The organism is Fluoribacter dumoffii NY 23 (assembly GCF_000236165.1).
Lineage (GTDB): Bacteria > Pseudomonadota > Gammaproteobacteria > Legionellales > Legionellaceae > Legionella > Legionella dumoffii.
In genome coordinates, this window is sequence record NZ_CM001373.1 from 2,210,914 (window position 1) to 2,226,301 (window position 15,388).

Consider the following 15,388-nt stretch of genomic DNA (forward strand, 5'->3'; position numbering starts at 1 on the left):
TATTTATTATTATCTTTTCCTGTTAAAAATTAATACAATAGATTGTTTTTAATGATTATTTTTTCAAATAATCATTAAACGATAGTAAAGAAAAGGGATTACTTTTGCAAAAGTTCTGGATTAACCCCATCAGAGGGGTTAATTAGGAGATACTCGGGGGATAGTGTTTTTCTCAGTGGCTTCTTCTTGTTGTTGTTTTATAATTCCCAAACTTTGTTTAAAAGATGCAAAATTTTTAATCATTTGCGAGCGCTCTTCATCCTTGATGGTTATTTTAAAATCCCCGTCTTTAGGTAATAATTTCTTGGGCGTGTAGGTGTTGACCATTTTTTCGATGAAATTTAAAAACGAGTGAGGGTGAGGTAATTTTTTAATATTCGTTTCAGTCACCAATATATGTTGTTCCAGCATTTTTTTTGCCTTTTCAGGGTCTTGTTCTTCATTTAGCAAAAATAATTCGTCCATAGCTTCTTGCAGAAGGGTTATATTTCTTTTTTGCGTTGGAGAGGGCGTTGCGCCATCACCGTTTTTAATTCGCTCTATTTCCTGTTGATAATGATCATAAAGTTTATTTAAATCTGCACGCAATTCAGGATTAATAAACAGTTCTTTTTTACTTTCTTTTTCTAACATTTCCAGAACTTTCTGCTGTTGTTCCTGGCTGTAGGGAGTGAGGCGGGCTTCAATTTTGACTTTAATATCTTTAAGGGCCCCATAGTCTTTCTGCTGGATTAATTTTCTAGCAGCATCAATTTCATTTTTTAATTCCGGGTCGTTAGTGATTTTATCTGCCTCATCAAGCATCACCAAAACTTTGTTGTCTGAAATGGATTGATTCTCAATTTGGGTATACGCATTGTGAAGAGTTTGCGTTGAATCTCTTTCAGCAATAATTTTGAGAATGTCAGGCACAAGAAATGATTTTTGTTCTGCAAACAGGCGTTTAGTGGTTTGGTATCCCAGCTCCTCAGAACTGATTTCACCGGTTAATACTTCACCCGATACCTCTAAAGTATATTTAATTTTGTTATTCGTTATAGACAGGTAAATTTTATTTTTTTCTACCTCGGTAACAGGGTTATCATCGGAAAGCAAAACCGGATCATAAGCAATTTTTTTCTCCGCCTCGGCAGTTTGTTTCGCCACATTGGATAAATCCGATAAGGCGCTGGCCACATTTGCTAAATAGGCCATCGATTTGGCTACACTGTCCGGATCCAATTCCTTAAGTGCTTGCCCCATAAAATCTCTTGGATGAGATGCAGGTTCGGAAATGGGATACTCTGGAGCAGTATTATCGAAAGCATGGGAAGAAAGATAGGCGAGGTAATTAAAACCTATTAACCCTTTAGCCGGGACATCTCCTAATTCTGCAGCTCTTTGGAGAAGCTCCCTTTTTTCTGCATCATCCACCGCGATTTCGGCAGCCATCCGATAAGCAATACCAAAATTTTCTTTTTTTAATTCTTCGATGAGAGGCAGGGCATTTTTTTGAATGTATGCTTCATCAGCATTTGCTGCAAAAAGGATCCATGTCCCTTCTTTATCCGCTGCAACATTCATATGCAGATGTGCCTGAAGCACTTTGGTCATATCAGGTTCGTAAAATTTATATTCTTCGAAAAAACGCTCAAACTTCGTTTTAAGATTACGTAATTCTGTTAATGCAGACTCTTCCAGCTGTCGACGCTGGTCAGTATTAAGTTGCGGATTATCGCGCAATTCGTTAAAAAAATCTGTTTCAATTTTTTTCTTTTCCCGCATTAAAATGAAATATTCTTTTAAAATAGGCGGGGTGGACGGAGAATTAATAAGACTATCCCTACGTTCCTCGAGATTTGTCTGGTTAATAACCTGATCTAATAAACCCAGTCGATTTAAAACAACTAATCTTGGACGTAATGGCATGTTTTTTCTCACCAAATTGGATATTTAAAAGTATAGCAGGATAGTGCCTTTATATTTTTCCTACATCCTAAACCAAAAATCAAAAAAAGCAGGCTGGTGCGTTTTAATTCTCCTGGACATTTAATTGACAACCTTAATTTTAAAGGTACTATAGCTAATCTTGGCTATGGATTAACCTTAAAAACAGTAACATCCGCTTAGTGTGGCCAAAATACCTAAAGGGTTGTGATTATCCTTTACTATCACAGCAATACAAATCGTATACCTGATATTCGTTTTTTAAAGGAGTAAAACATGTATGGCAAAATTGATCCCCTTTTAGATTCACAAAATGATGATTCCTCGAGTGCTTTTACTACATTGTTCCTGCTTACTGGTCTTGCTGTAGCGGTATATGCAATTGTACGCGTCGCTGAGGCTAACAATCGCCTCAACTATGAAAGCCGTACTGCCCGTATAATAGCCGGTTTTCTGGTGTTGATGATGCGCTTAATGCATACAAAAAGCGGGGATTTAGAGCTAGAGGAGCCAGCGAAATCAATCATAGCACTGGGTCCACACCGTACAGGTTGGGAAGCGGTGGCGGTTGCAGCAAAAATGAAGAAAGAACCACCGCGTTTTTTTGCCACCACCGATTATAATTCCATCCCAGGGGTTGGTCCCTTTTTAGAAAAATTTAAAGCAATCCCGGTAGATGCCCATGCCACCAAAGGTGATAAGGGACAGTCTGCCAATGCCGGTGCTTTGGAACAAGCAAGTAAAGCACTCAGTGAAAACGGCTGTGTTGCCATCTTTCCTCAGGGTAATTTCGCCAAATTGGGTCAAGAGCCTCCCAGAGTCTATGCAGGAGCAGCGCGGCTTTCCATCCAAAATAGCGTGCCAATTCATGTGTTCCGAATCGATGGCTTCTGGAGTTTAGAAAATCCGCTAATCCCTTTATTTATCCGCAATAACTCTTATTATCGGGCATTTTTTTCTGCATTTCATATGAATAATATTCGCGTCAAATTCTGTCGTGTGATTGATTTTCACTTAAAACCGGAGAATAAAAACCTCAGTGAGGAAGAGAAAATCGATGGGATATGTGCCCAACTTTATGCATATTACCGTCACACACCGGAACTGACGGATAAACAGGTGGAAAAGATTGAACTGGAAATTGAAAAGAAAACGCATTTGCTCATCTGGAAAAATAAAGTAAAACAAGATGAATTAGGAAAGCAACTTCAAACCTTAAAAAAAGAAGCAGAAGAACTGGGGGGCCCCACTTTAGCCTTAATGAACAGAGGCGGCAGTTAGGCCAGCCCAAAATTTGGGGGGACATTTTACACCTGTCCCCTTTTACATGAGATCCTGCTGTTATTTAATGATTCAACTTTTTTTGCCCGAGTGTTCCAAAGAATTTAAAATTCCTTGCAACCAATCCTTTGCGTTTGGGCTTACTTTCTCATCATTTAAAACAATTTCATAAATTGCATTTTGTCGTGCAGTTTCCTCACCGTACATATCTACCAGCATTTCCTTCCAGAGAGATAATAGTGTTGCAGAAGGAGTTTTTCCTACCTGGTTCAAAATGCCATAAATCCGCTCCCTCCAGTAGGCATCCATCGCTTTATCCATCCACACTACGAGTTCTGGTGTTAATCCCACCTCATCAAGGCCTTTTCCTTCGCCGAAACCCTTTTCAAATTTTTTCGTCCTCAAATGGGCGTATTTTTTACCATAAACCCCGTTAACCCAATCCATAAGCTTCTGTCCTAAATCAATGCCAATTTTGGAGTTCGGGTCTTGTCTAAGATTATTTTTCACCTCCCCCACCAGGTCTTGCCATTTCTTTTCAAAAACGGCTTGTTGCTCAGGTGACGTGTTGGTTTTCATTTCTTTTTCAAATTCTACATATTGCTTTAATTCATCGGGGGTGAATATTTCTTTAACCCAATCATGCTCAAGATGTTCTGCCATTCTATATACCTCTATAAGTTGAATAATGGTTTCCCAAGGAATCGATTTACTCTTGCCAATAGAATGAATCATGCTTCTCAATGTTTTTGCTCCTTCAAGTAAAGCAGCGGCTTTTTGCTCTAACACCTGGGCCTGGTTGTTAAAGTGATTTAGCGCACTGCTTTCTTCAGTGAGTAACGTTTTGATTTGGGCCAACTCAAAACCAAAAAATTTCAAAGCGATGATCTGCTGCAATTTCAATAAATCCCTTTCAGAGTAAACACGATAGCCATTGGAGCGCCTCGCTGAAGGCTCAAGCAAACCAATACGGTCATAATGGTGCAGTGTTTGCACTGACACACCCGTTAACTTGCTTAAGTCTTTTACGAACCATTGAGTCATCGTCTTCTCTCCTTAAATCAAAGCTAAGGTATATAGCAACAATAGGGTCAAGCGTTTTTTGCAGCCTTATTTTTCCAAATCATTTATCAGGTAAAATAATTTATTGAGCGCCTCATTTTTGGCTCTAAAACTTGCAATGGAAGTTTTTTCTTTGCTGTCTGCAATATGGCTTGCAAAGGTAATCATTCGCCCTTCTTTTTCAATCCAGCCTACAAACCACCCATGTTGTAGAGGAAGTTTCCGACTTTTATCCCGGGTTAATTGCTGACCTGTTCCTGTTTTTCCATAAAGTTTCCATCCCCCTGCTAGTTCCTGAAGGTAAAGGATGTCTTTAGTCATGGCAAAAGCCTTTGGATGGACGGGTAATTTTTTATGAATCATTTTTTGGAGAAACTGAATTTGCTCAACCGGAGAAATGGCAAGCGAGCTTGATAACCAGGCATGAGTTAATCCATTATTCTTTCCTTTATCACCCGCGACATCTTCATTCCCGTAATGAAAAGCACCCACATAGCCTTTGAATCGTTTCATACCTAGCTTCTGGGTCAATACTTGCGAATACCAAACACAGGAATCCCTCATCCAGCTGTGAGGATTATGAGGATATTTCCACACATTGAGGAACAATTCATATTCTTTTTTATAAGGCCATTCAGGATGGGTTGCATCTTTTAATATTCCCGCATCAAAACCCATGAGACTTAACGGAATTTTAAAAGTTGAGTTTGGCGAATAGCGCTGATTGCAATCATTACCTTCCTGATGCAACACAGTTTGTTCTTCTTGCGCTAAAAAACAAGATTCTTGAGTCCAGGCAGAACCGCACAATAAAAACCCCGCAGATAGAAATACAGCTATTTTTTTCATAAAAACCTCGAAATATGTTGCAATTGATATCAAATGAACTACCTCTCCAAAACCTTAGCCCTTTGAATTTGGGCTAAGGAATCCTCACCCGCTCCACCGCAGGCGGGGGGTAATGCACGTTCATTACTATTGATGTCCACCACTCAAGCTGCTCATTGCGATATGGTGAAAAACCGGAGCTGCCAGTTCGCCCCCCGAGGACAATAACTTTCCTTCTTTATTTAAATGGCCTTGTTCAATCACAACAACCATGACATATCGGGGTTTTTCAACGGGCATGTATCCCGCAAACAAAGCAAGATGATTCTGCTTGTTCTCCAGTACAGTACCTGTCTTACCGGCTACAGAAACACCAGGAATAGCGGCCAGTCTGCCGGTACCGTGGGTCACTGCTTCCTCAAGCATACGATTGATTGAGTTTATCGTTGTTTTTGAAATAACCGGTGTGTTTCCCTGGGCAAATGAACGCCCTTTATTGGCGAGAATGGCATAAGATGTTGTTAAAGATTCCATGGTAACGGGAATATTTTCACCAAGGGATGCCCTTGCCAGCTGTTCGTCCTGGCTTTGATTTGCTTGCCACCAACTGTCCATATCAAAACCGAATTCAGTAAGTTTTTTACGGATTATAGGCGCTCCTGTCTCTTGAGAAACCTTGATAAGGCACACATTAATTGATTTGGCGATAGCCTCTGTTAAAGAAGCAGAGCCTACATCGGCACTAAAATTAGTAAATGATTTACCGTTTACAGAATAGGGTGAATGACAGTCATAACTCTGGGTTTCTGAACTGTTCCCCGAGTCAATTGCTGCAGCGGCTATAAAAGGTTTTATAGTAGAGCCCGGGGAAAAAACACGGGTCTTCCAACTATCCTGTCCCTTGGGGGTTGATTCTGCAAAAGCAATAATTTTGCCCGTAGCCGGATCAGCGATGGCAACAACCCCAGATTTGGCATGATAGTGTTTAACAGCTGCTGCAATTTCTTTTGCTGCAATTTTCTGGATTTCAGGATGCAAATGAGTGGTATCTACCGCTCTTGCCTTAGCGCTGGCCAGGGTGCCTGCTGCTGCATAAGCGGCACAGATAGGCGCCAAAATTGAAAATCCGGCACAGGCTACCCCCAATAATAAAGACCTGGATGCAGTATAGGGATATGTTGATAACATCGAAATTCTCCTTATGATAAAAGTACAGTCTTCATTTTCCTTGTTCGAAGCCATCCCCACCGTGCATGCAAATTCCTGATTTGATGGAAGGGAACCTAGAGATAGTGTTCGCACCACCTGAAACAGGCACTGACCATAGTCATGTGTCGAAATTTGGGGATGGCCTACCAAGACTTCATCACAAGAAAATTCCTGTAATTCACTTAAAATGTTGCGCCATCGGGTTACCCCTGGATTGCCAAAAAAGATAACGCCCAGAATTTCAATTAAATAGGCCCATAAACAATCGCCATTTCGATGGTGTTGCCCCTCATGAGCCATCGCAATTCGCACATTCCTGGCAGAAGAAAGTAAGGATACCGGCAGCACAATATATGCTTTCCTAAATAAATAAACCGAGAAAGGAATATGGCAACGATCGGATACCTTAATCATCAGTTTGCCAGAGCTTCGATAAGGGATTGCTTCTGCTAAAAATGCTCTTAAACCCGATAAAGCAGATAAAAATCGATAACTCCGATACATGACGATGAAACAAAAAATGACCCCAAAGAGCTGGTAGTAACTCATATTATGCAATGGATAAGCAGTCCCTGGCTCCTGCTCAACAGTTACAGTCTGGGCTTTTAAAACAGGTTGGCTCATCAATCCCTGCAAATTATCCAATGAGACAATATTAAGCCGTGCAGGTTTTTGTGAGGAGCCGATGCATTGAACCAATAATGGAGAAACCACACAGCTAACTAATAACAGGCGCGCCAATTTAAGTTTAAAAGAGGGTTGGTTTGCCAGCCGCCGACCACCAATAAACCAAGAACTTGCCAGGAGTAAGCAATGAATACTCAGTATTATTTCAATCAATTGCATGATGCACCTCTTCTTGGGCGGCTAATTGTTTAAGCGCTTCCTCTATGGCCTGAAGGTCGACGTGCTGCAGTTTTTTAGCCGTCAGGAGCCTTTGGATTAAGGCTACAGGCTCCCCATCAAAAACATTGGCAACCATATGTTCAATACATCTGTTTTCATAGTCGCCCTTGCTCACAAGCGGTATAAAAACATGGGCATAAGAGCTTTTTTGGCATTCAAGAAATCCTTTTTGCTCAAGAACTTTTACTACTGTCGCCACCGTGGTGTACGCCAAGGGTCTTTCTTTTGATAAATGGGAGACAACTTCTTTAATGGTTACTTTATTAAGGCTCCAAATGATATTCATTAATTCAAGCTCTACCTCTGTAAGGAGCCGATCCTGGGACGATGAAATTTTTTTTGCGGACATTTTCCCCTCCAAAATGAAAACAAACTATTCTCTACTATTTTTTTAGTAGAGTCTACTAGAAAAATAGTAGACTTGAAAGAGTTTGAGGAAAGTTGCCTAAGATTCCAGAGCAACTGCGGGTTAAACAGGATGTTTTATATTGAAATCAGGATGGGTAATTATTTTTGCATCGCATTGACGATAATCTGAAACAGCATAAATAAACAGGTTGGATCATTTGGACCCAACCTCTCAAGATAAAACTCTACATTCCTAATGAGACAAGAGCATTTTGAGCAATGTTGCGTTCTACTTCCTCTTCTAACTCCTGGTTACCCGTGTATTGAGCAATTTTTATGATAATTTCCTTTTGGGTTTCTGCAAACGGTCTGCGCCTTCCCTTTTCAAATGAGTCTTTTTGCTCCGTTGACATTTCCGGGAAAAATAATCCTTGTCGATAACCTTGACACAATAATTTTGTATTTTTGCGAATGATTGCAAAATCCTGTGCCCCACGGTTTATTAAGGAAGGATAGCTTGGTGGGTAAGGCTTTCCTCCCAGATACTCTGCCATAGCAAGTGCATTGACAGGATCACAAATCAAGGCATCAAAATTAGAAATATCCAGTTTTTTACTATTTGCCAAACACTTTGCACCACTGTAGAGTGTATTGGTGAAGGCCAAATTGGATAAAACCAAGTCCAAACTTGTCTCATTTAAAATTTTTTCTTCATGCATAAGATTCAGCAGGTTCAGTAAAGCGTGATTTGTCAGTTTTGCATGACAAATAGTGCTAATATTCTTTTCATTGTGAAGTTCATGTTTTCTTAAAAACTCAATTACTCCGGCCGTATAAGAAGCACATTGCGGATTTTTCAGCATGAGAGGCCGCAGAGTAGCAATGGGGCATTCTGTTTTAGAAAATTGAATCCAGAATTGAGCCAGTCCCAAAGCATATTTTGGATTTAAACTAATATATATTTTTGCAGTTACCTCATAACATTTTGCCTGTTGAAGTGCTATCAACGCATAGGCGAGCTCCCGGGCAAACTCAGGTGCCGATTCGAGCTTAAAGAAATCTTCATCCAGCCCCTCTTTCTGCAATGACTCCACGGCATTCACGAATTCCATGCTTTCATTTGAATGAGCAAAAATGGTATGTAACATCAAGGATAAATGCTCAGGTTTTACCGCCAATTTTATTAATTTTGCAGTCGCTGCACTTGCTGAGAAGAAGTCGATTTCTCCCCCTAGAATGGTTGGCAAGAAGGGATAGAGATCCCAACCCGCTTTTTTAAAATTATTACAGAGGGATTCAAACCAAAAATATTGTTCTTTGGATAGTTTTTTTTCTGCCTGGAACAAGATATCCAGAAATTTCTGATCAGGACAAAGGTTCTCTAATAATTTATGAAATTCAAGGGATTTAATTTTTACGATGTTAACCAGATTAGGCAGCGTAATCAGCGAGGGATTTATTTCTGCCAGAGTGATTAATACCTGATTAACAAAGAGAATATGTTCTGCGTCTTTTAACAAGGGTAGCACTTCGTCCGTATTTAAATTGTGCGTATTTAAAAGAGTTAATGCATTGATGAAATACTGAGCATGGTCTGTTTGGGCAATGGAAACCAATTCTTTAAACACTGTGATAAATTCCTGCGGATTTTTTATCTTTTCCATTGCCGCGAAGATCTTGGTCTCAGGAACTCTTGTATTTTTTGAAAGTGATACCATGAGAGGGGCCAAGGCTTTCCCTTCTGTAGGATGTTGCTCCAGAAATTCTATATTCTCTTTAGTTAATTGTTTTGCGGAGTTTAAAATATCAAGCGCCTCAAAACCGCCTAGCATATTGGCCAATTTTTCGAACGCTTTCCCACTTTCTTTCAAATGAGTTCGGGTTTTTTTACCAAGCAGAATGTGGGCTAATTCCAGTAAGGAGGAAGAAGATAAAATCCTATCCTTCAAACTCTCATAAAAAAAACGTAATTTTTTAATGTTGGACTCTTCTTTTAGATAAATGCGTGTAGGACCTTTGCTTTCATCATATTTATCGAGGACTACTTTAATTGTTATGCTTCTCATTTTACCACTCCTATAGTATATCCAGCTCCTGCCATAAAAATTACTGTTCTTGAGTGACTTGAGGTTTGTAATCTTTATTGAGCAAACATGAAAATTTATAATTTTAATTGGCTTTATTAACCGCTCAACATTACCAATAATTTTGACAAACGTCACATAATTTATATTTCCACTTTGTTAGGATTGGTTAAAGGATAAATGGCGATTCATCACCCCAGTAAGTGATTTGATTTTAATTGTTTTTATTGATCTGGATTAAGGAATACCCTTAAGATAATAAAATTAAAAAGAATATCTGAAAATGGATTTTGCCGATGCCTTTGTTTAAAGCTTCCTTGCCTCAGCTTTTTATTGCTGTGGTTGCTTTTCTGTTTTTTACCCTAAGCTATGCCGGAAAACCATTGTGGACTTTTACACCGGATCCAAATTTTCCACCCAAGCTTTATATAAGCTCCATTGGAACGGCGACTATTAAATACACTATAACGAATCAGTCCCGAAGAGCACATATATTGTCGATGAAACCCATTGCCGGAATTACTCAGATTGCTTCAGCAGGCAATTGTCCCAATCCCTTAAAATTAGGCTCGCATCAGTCCTGCATACTTAAATTGCTTGTGAATGGCAATAAGCTTTCCGGCAACATTAAAGAAGGTCCTGTACTATGCGAACAAGGCAATATGCTGCAATGTTATCAACCTGATGTTGCGGACATTTTGAATATTTCCCTGATTCCTGTGATCCATTATCTGATTACTCCACTTAAAAACGTAAATGGAAAAATATCCCCCAACACTCCTCAGACAGTCGTTGCGGGAAATAATTTAACCTTCACTGCAACTCCAGATACAGGCTATCAAGTTGATGAATGGTTAATCGATGGAGGGCTTGCGCAAAAAGGCGGTAAAACATATACCTTGGCCCATATTGATAGCAACCAAACAGTGGAAGCAACTTTCACGAGACTGGGGACGATATATGCAGGGACAGCAAAAGGGACGGTTTATTTTTCTACCGACAATGGATTATCCTGGACTGCAACGGCGATACCCTCGGCAACTAAAGCAGTAAATAGTATATTTGCAACATCCAGCACCCTTTATGCAGGAAGTGAAGACGGTAAAATATATTATTCAACCAATAATGGTTTTTTTTGGAATGCAACTACACCACCCGGTACTTCATCAGTAATGAGTGTGTTTGTTACAGCCTCTAGAATTTATGCCGGTACCCAGGAAGGAAAAGTCTACTACTCAAGCAACAATGGCACAGCCTGGACTTCGACTGCAGCCCAACCAGGTTCGGGGGCGGTAAATAGTATATTTTTGACCCCGGCAGCCCTCTACGTAGGGAGTGAGGATGGAAATGTCTATTATTCAACGAATAATGGCACGAGCTGGGTCAAAATCAGCGGCCCGGAAGCCACAGTTCCCGTACCGGTGCAAAATGTATTTGTTGGAAATAATCGCCTTTATGTTAATACCCGCCAAGTTTCATCCAACAGTACCTTACCTCCGGGCACCATAAATTTTGAATATGCATATTATGCTGAAAGTGTGACAAATCCGAACCCGCAATGGTCCCTATTTTCACAAATCACCTACACTTTGTTTGTTAACTCCGATGCAAGCATCATTCACGCAGGTACGCAAAACGGGCACGTGTTCTCCTTAACCACCGGAGATGACTTGGGATTTATTACCTCTAGCCCCATAACGAGTTTATTTTTCTTCGGTTAATTCAGGGAGATAACTGATGTTATATTTTAAAAAAAGTGTATTTTTTTTAGTACTATTAAATTTAGTGTCCCTAACTCCCTATGCAAAACAAACAAATGACTTCGTGAATTTACCAAACCCGGGTCTAAATTTTTTGCATGAAGCAACCCTGATTAGACCTGTGCCTCCCGAGAAAAAAATTTCATTTACTGTGTGGTTAAAGTTACGCAACAAAGCCGAATTAGACAAGCTGGTTGAAGATGTCTATGATCCTCATAGTCCCCGTTACCATCAATTTTTAACTCCCAGTCTTTATGAACAACAATTTGCACCAAGTGAGGAAGCGGTAAGAAGTGTGGAGCAATTTTTTTCCGTCCAAGGAATGCAAACAAAACGATTAAACCAGAGTATTCGCCTGAGAGCTACAGCCGGACAAATTGAACATGCACTGCATGTGCAAATCAATTATTATCGGTACCAAAATCAAATCATCCATGCCAATACGAGCCCGCCCCAATTGCCTCGGGAGTTGAGTCAATACGTCGAGGAAATTACGGGTTTAGATTCTATCTCGCTCTATCACTCGAATGAAGAAACGGTGCAACCTGATTCCAAAGAAGTTCAGGATCTTCATTTTCTCTGGAATGCTTTTATTCCTTTTGCACTCCCTACTGACAAATCCTTGCAAGGTTTTACTGGAGCCCAATTACAAAAGACTTACAATATAAAAAATATCCCTCCAATTAATGGCCAACGTCTTGATGGAAAGGGACAAACATTAGTGATTGTGGATAAGTGCGGAACGAATAAACCCGCGCAAATTTTAAAAGATGCCAATCAATATTTTAATGCAAACAATATAAAGCCCTTTGTGACTTCAGGACCATTGAGGAATTTTGCCATGATAAATTCTGATGGCACCCCCTTTACAAAATGCCCCAATGCAACCTCTTTTAGTAATGAAATCGCCCTGGATGTTGAGTCCTCTCATACTTTAGCCCCTGGAGCCAATACCGTTTTAGTCTTAGGAACAGATCAAAAAACGATACTGACTGATGTGATCCATACTTTGATTAAAAATAAATTTTCCATTGCAGGTTTTTCTAATGCCTATGTTATTTCCAATAGCTGGAGTGGTCAGGAATTTTTGGATACCTCCTTTGAGCAAACCTTGAAATTAGCTGCCGCGGCAGGAATCAGTGTGAATTTTTCTTCGGGCGATTGTGGGGACAATACCTACACCACGCAAAAAAAATGCTCCGGAAAGTGGCCTTCCCACCCCAAAGTGGATTATCCCTCCAGTTCTGCCTATGTCACTGCGGTGGGGGCGACTGCCTTGTTTGTAGACAACAATTATCATTATGCGTTTGAAACGGTGTGGGGTACAGTTAAAAACATTAAGGGGGTCTACTCCTATGATGGGGGGACGGGAGGAGGAATTAGTCGATATTATGGTCCGGTAAGCTGGCAAAGTTCCATCAGCAATTTTACAGCGGGTGGGTATGGAGTGATTAGTCATTATGGGAATCGGCGTGCCTTACCCGATATCGCCATGCTGGGCGATCCACAAACCGGTTTATTGATTATTGCTGATGGAGTCCAGGTCCAGGACGGGGGTACCAGTTTGGCTTGCCCCTTATTTTCAGCAACTTTAACTTTGGTCAACCAGGCGCGTAGCTTGTTAAATAAAGGGACTCCAATTGGCCAAGCCGCACCTTATTTATATCCAAAGAAAGATATTTTACTTGCCAGTAGAGCAATTAATTTGATTATCCCCCCAGCAGTGATTATCAGTGGCGCTACGCCGCCTCCTTCGGTATCCATTCATGGGACTCCTGCCCCAGCATCTGCATTTACCCTCAAGAATAAAACTTTTGGTTGGGACTCCTCTCTAACCCTAGAACCAGAAGACCAATTCTGGAATGACGGCGTGGGGATTGGTTCGCCTAATATTCCAAATTTTGTTCCAACCATGGCAAATATGTAGCTACTTACAGAGTTGATACCCGTTGATTTGAATGATCAGGGATTTCATCCGAATCTCTTGAGCAGCGCTTTGAGCATTTCACGCCATCTGCAGTAACTTTATTTCTGCAAAAAAGCCCTAAATACCTTTCGCTTCATAAATTTTAAAAAATTTATCTTACTTTTTTGATACACCTGATTATTTTTCATATAATTTGATTATGTTTTATTCTATTTGAAGACTATGAAATCAATCAAAGAATTATTTAAAAAAAAATCCACTCATAAAAAAAGTGACGCAAGCAACAAAGAAAAAGCCGGCACCTCTCAAGAAGAAGTGGTTCACAATAAACCCCTGTTTTCTCCAGCTCATTCTGCTAATGAAATGAGTTCCAATGCCAGGATGAATGATTTATCACAGGTGGGGAAAACAAAGGCATTAGGGTATATGCCTCTGGATGAAATTCGTAGTGCCGGGTTTGATCCTTTTCATGTTTCTGTATTCTTGAAAAAACAAGGTTTGAAAACTTTTGTTATTCCTGTCCCTTCTTATGAAGAGCTTTACGCGTATAACCCGGATAAGAACAAATACATACGTATTGCAGATAAAACGGAATACAAAGTAATTCCTAAAGGCGGCTTTTTAAGTATTCGCTCTGGAGCACTTGTAGCCTACGATGAAGAAGCAGTAAACAGCTTTTTAAAAAAGAATGAAGAACTTATCCGGGAAGAAAACAATAAAGAATTGGATCCGGAAAACCATTGGCCGCTTGAAGCAGAGGGTTTTGTTAATATGGTATTTAGAAAAAAAGCTGAATCCATAAAAATGAATTATCTTGTGCAGCAAATTTTCGAGGAAATGCCAGGTCCTACACCCTCCAACACCTCGACAAAGTAGATTGCCTGCAAAGCCTGGTGTCTTGCAGCCAGGTTTAAATCTATCTGACTGCAAGCACGTTGAATTGTTGGCCTATGCCTCACTTAAAAAGTATATTGCATACCCAGTGCGAGGGAGTAATTTTTATTGGATAGACCCGCTGAGTCACTCTCATAACCATGTGCACCGCTAAACTTGTTAATTATTTCAGTATCCGCATGCCCATTAGAAAAATGGTTGTATGAGCCTTCAACAAAAATTTTCGCACCCCGGGTTACAAAATATCCGGCATTTAACGTAGCAGCGTAGTATCCAAAATGATTTCCCTGGTCTTTGAACGTCAATTGACGCGCATAATGTTCGTCATGATCTCGCGCCGAAACCCAATTACTGTATTTTAAAAGGGCATTAAACTCAAAATTATTGATGAAATATTTTCCTGCCAATCCCACATAGGGAGTCCTAAACTTTTGCTGGTAGCCGATTCCGGGAAAATTATCAGGAAAACACCCTATATTCATCCCATTGTTGTATTCATAACAGCCACCTAATGCCCTCCAACTAAAAGCATCCCATTGATAACCCGCGGCCAATCCTAATTTATAGTTTTGATTTTGCATCAGCCAAGCTCTCAAGCTTAAGTCCAGGCCGTTAGCATAATTTAAATGTGTATTTTCATGATGCGACCAGTGAGTCCAGTCCTCCTGATAAGGATTGAACCAGTCATAATCATCCATCGCCGACTTATTTTTTGCCAAAGTTGTCCAGCCTCTGCCATTTAGGCTTAGCCAGGAAAGAACATCGTAATTCAATTCCCCATTGAGAAGCGCAGCATTTTTTATGCGCCAATCCAACTGACTCAATTGACTCTCTCTGTGTGGATAATAAACATATTCGTGCGCCTTACCCGACAAAACTCCCAAGGAAGCATTTAAGGACAAGCCATTCAATTGATACTCAGCAGCAACAGCATTAAAAGTAAGAAATAAGGAGGTTAAACCCACCATAACTATTTTATTTTTCATATTTTTTTTCCCTAGTTAGGCTGGCAATCCTTGCAGCAGATTGGTTTTAAAAAAAGCAAACGAATTATTGTGATTCACAATGAGCTTGTCAAGAACAACACAAGGAAATATTGACCACAAACGCCAAATAAAGTCGTTTTCAAGCAATTATTATCCCAAGAGGACACCAATTTAATA

The 15,388-nt window shown here is 40.1% G+C and carries 11 protein-coding genes; 4 read left to right on the plus strand and 7 right to left on the minus strand.

What is annotated here, in order from left to right:
- Positions 1-138 precede the first annotated feature (138 nt).
- Positions 139-1,908: a hypothetical protein gene (locus tag KYQ_RS09925; protein ID WP_019349963.1), complete on the minus strand. Its 1,770-nt coding sequence runs from the start codon at positions 1,906-1,908 to the stop codon at positions 139-141.
- Between the two features lie 294 nt (positions 1,909-2,202).
- Here KYQ_RS09925 and KYQ_RS09930 point away from each other — a divergent pair, with 294 nt between their 5' ends.
- Positions 2,203-3,207: a lysophospholipid acyltransferase family protein gene (locus tag KYQ_RS09930; protein WP_010652639.1), complete on the plus strand. Its 1,005-nt coding sequence runs from the start codon at positions 2,203-2,205 to the stop codon at positions 3,205-3,207.
- 72 nt (positions 3,208-3,279) lie between these two features.
- Here the strand turns inward: KYQ_RS09930 and KYQ_RS09935 are convergent, their stop codons facing one another.
- The 5 genes from KYQ_RS09935 to KYQ_RS09955 form a co-directional block, all read right to left on the minus strand.
- Complete coding sequence (locus KYQ_RS09935; protein WP_010652638.1) at positions 3,280-4,251, minus strand: MerR family transcriptional regulator; 972 nt, start codon at positions 4,249-4,251, stop codon at positions 3,280-3,282.
- 66 nt (positions 4,252-4,317) lie between these two features.
- Positions 4,318-5,118 (minus strand): class D beta-lactamase, encoded by an 801-nt coding sequence (blaOXA, locus tag KYQ_RS09940; protein WP_010652637.1) that lies wholly within the window; start codon positions 5,116-5,118, stop codon positions 4,318-4,320.
- A 126-nt stretch (positions 5,119-5,244) separates the two neighbouring features.
- The gene (locus KYQ_RS09945) at positions 5,245-7,152 is read right to left on the minus strand and encodes a M56 family metallopeptidase (RefSeq protein ID WP_019349964.1); all 1,908 of its coding nucleotides are present in this window, start codon (positions 7,150-7,152) and stop codon (positions 5,245-5,247) included.
- Positions 7,139-7,561 carry a BlaI/MecI/CopY family transcriptional regulator gene (locus tag KYQ_RS09950; protein ID WP_010652635.1) on the minus strand — a complete coding sequence of 141 codons (423 nt, stop codon included), beginning with the start codon at positions 7,559-7,561 and terminating at the stop codon, positions 7,139-7,141. The genes KYQ_RS09945 and KYQ_RS09950 overlap by 14 nt, the downstream gene beginning before the upstream one ends.
- 244 nt (positions 7,562-7,805) lie before the next feature.
- Positions 7,806-9,626, minus strand: a complete 1,821-nt coding sequence (locus tag KYQ_RS09955) for a hypothetical protein (RefSeq protein ID WP_010652634.1) — start codon at positions 9,624-9,626, stop codon at positions 7,806-7,808.
- Between the two features lie 314 nt (positions 9,627-9,940).
- On the opposite strand from KYQ_RS09955, the gene KYQ_RS09960 reads away from it, so the two are divergent.
- The 3 genes from KYQ_RS09960 (at position 9,941) to KYQ_RS09970 (ending at position 14,207) form a co-directional block, all read left to right on the plus strand.
- The gene (locus tag KYQ_RS09960) at positions 9,941-11,365 is read left to right on the plus strand and encodes a DUF6242 domain-containing protein (RefSeq protein ID WP_019349965.1); all 1,425 of its coding nucleotides are present in this window, start codon (positions 9,941-9,943) and stop codon (positions 11,363-11,365) included.
- A 16-nt stretch (positions 11,366-11,381) separates the two neighbouring features.
- Positions 11,382-13,331, plus strand: coding sequence for a S53 family peptidase (locus KYQ_RS09965; RefSeq protein ID WP_010652632.1), 1,950 nt, complete (start codon positions 11,382-11,384; stop codon positions 13,329-13,331).
- 222 nt (positions 13,332-13,553) lie between these two features.
- Entirely contained in the window at positions 13,554-14,207 is a 654-nt protein-coding gene (locus KYQ_RS09970) for a hypothetical protein (RefSeq protein WP_010652631.1), read from the plus strand.
- An 83-nt stretch (positions 14,208-14,290) separates the two neighbouring features.
- Here KYQ_RS09970 and KYQ_RS09975 read toward each other — a convergent pair whose 3' ends face one another.
- Positions 14,291-15,211: an omptin family outer membrane protease gene (locus KYQ_RS09975; RefSeq protein WP_019349966.1), complete on the minus strand. Its 921-nt coding sequence runs from the start codon at positions 15,209-15,211 to the stop codon at positions 14,291-14,293.
- Between the last annotated feature and the right edge of the window lie 177 nt (positions 15,212-15,388).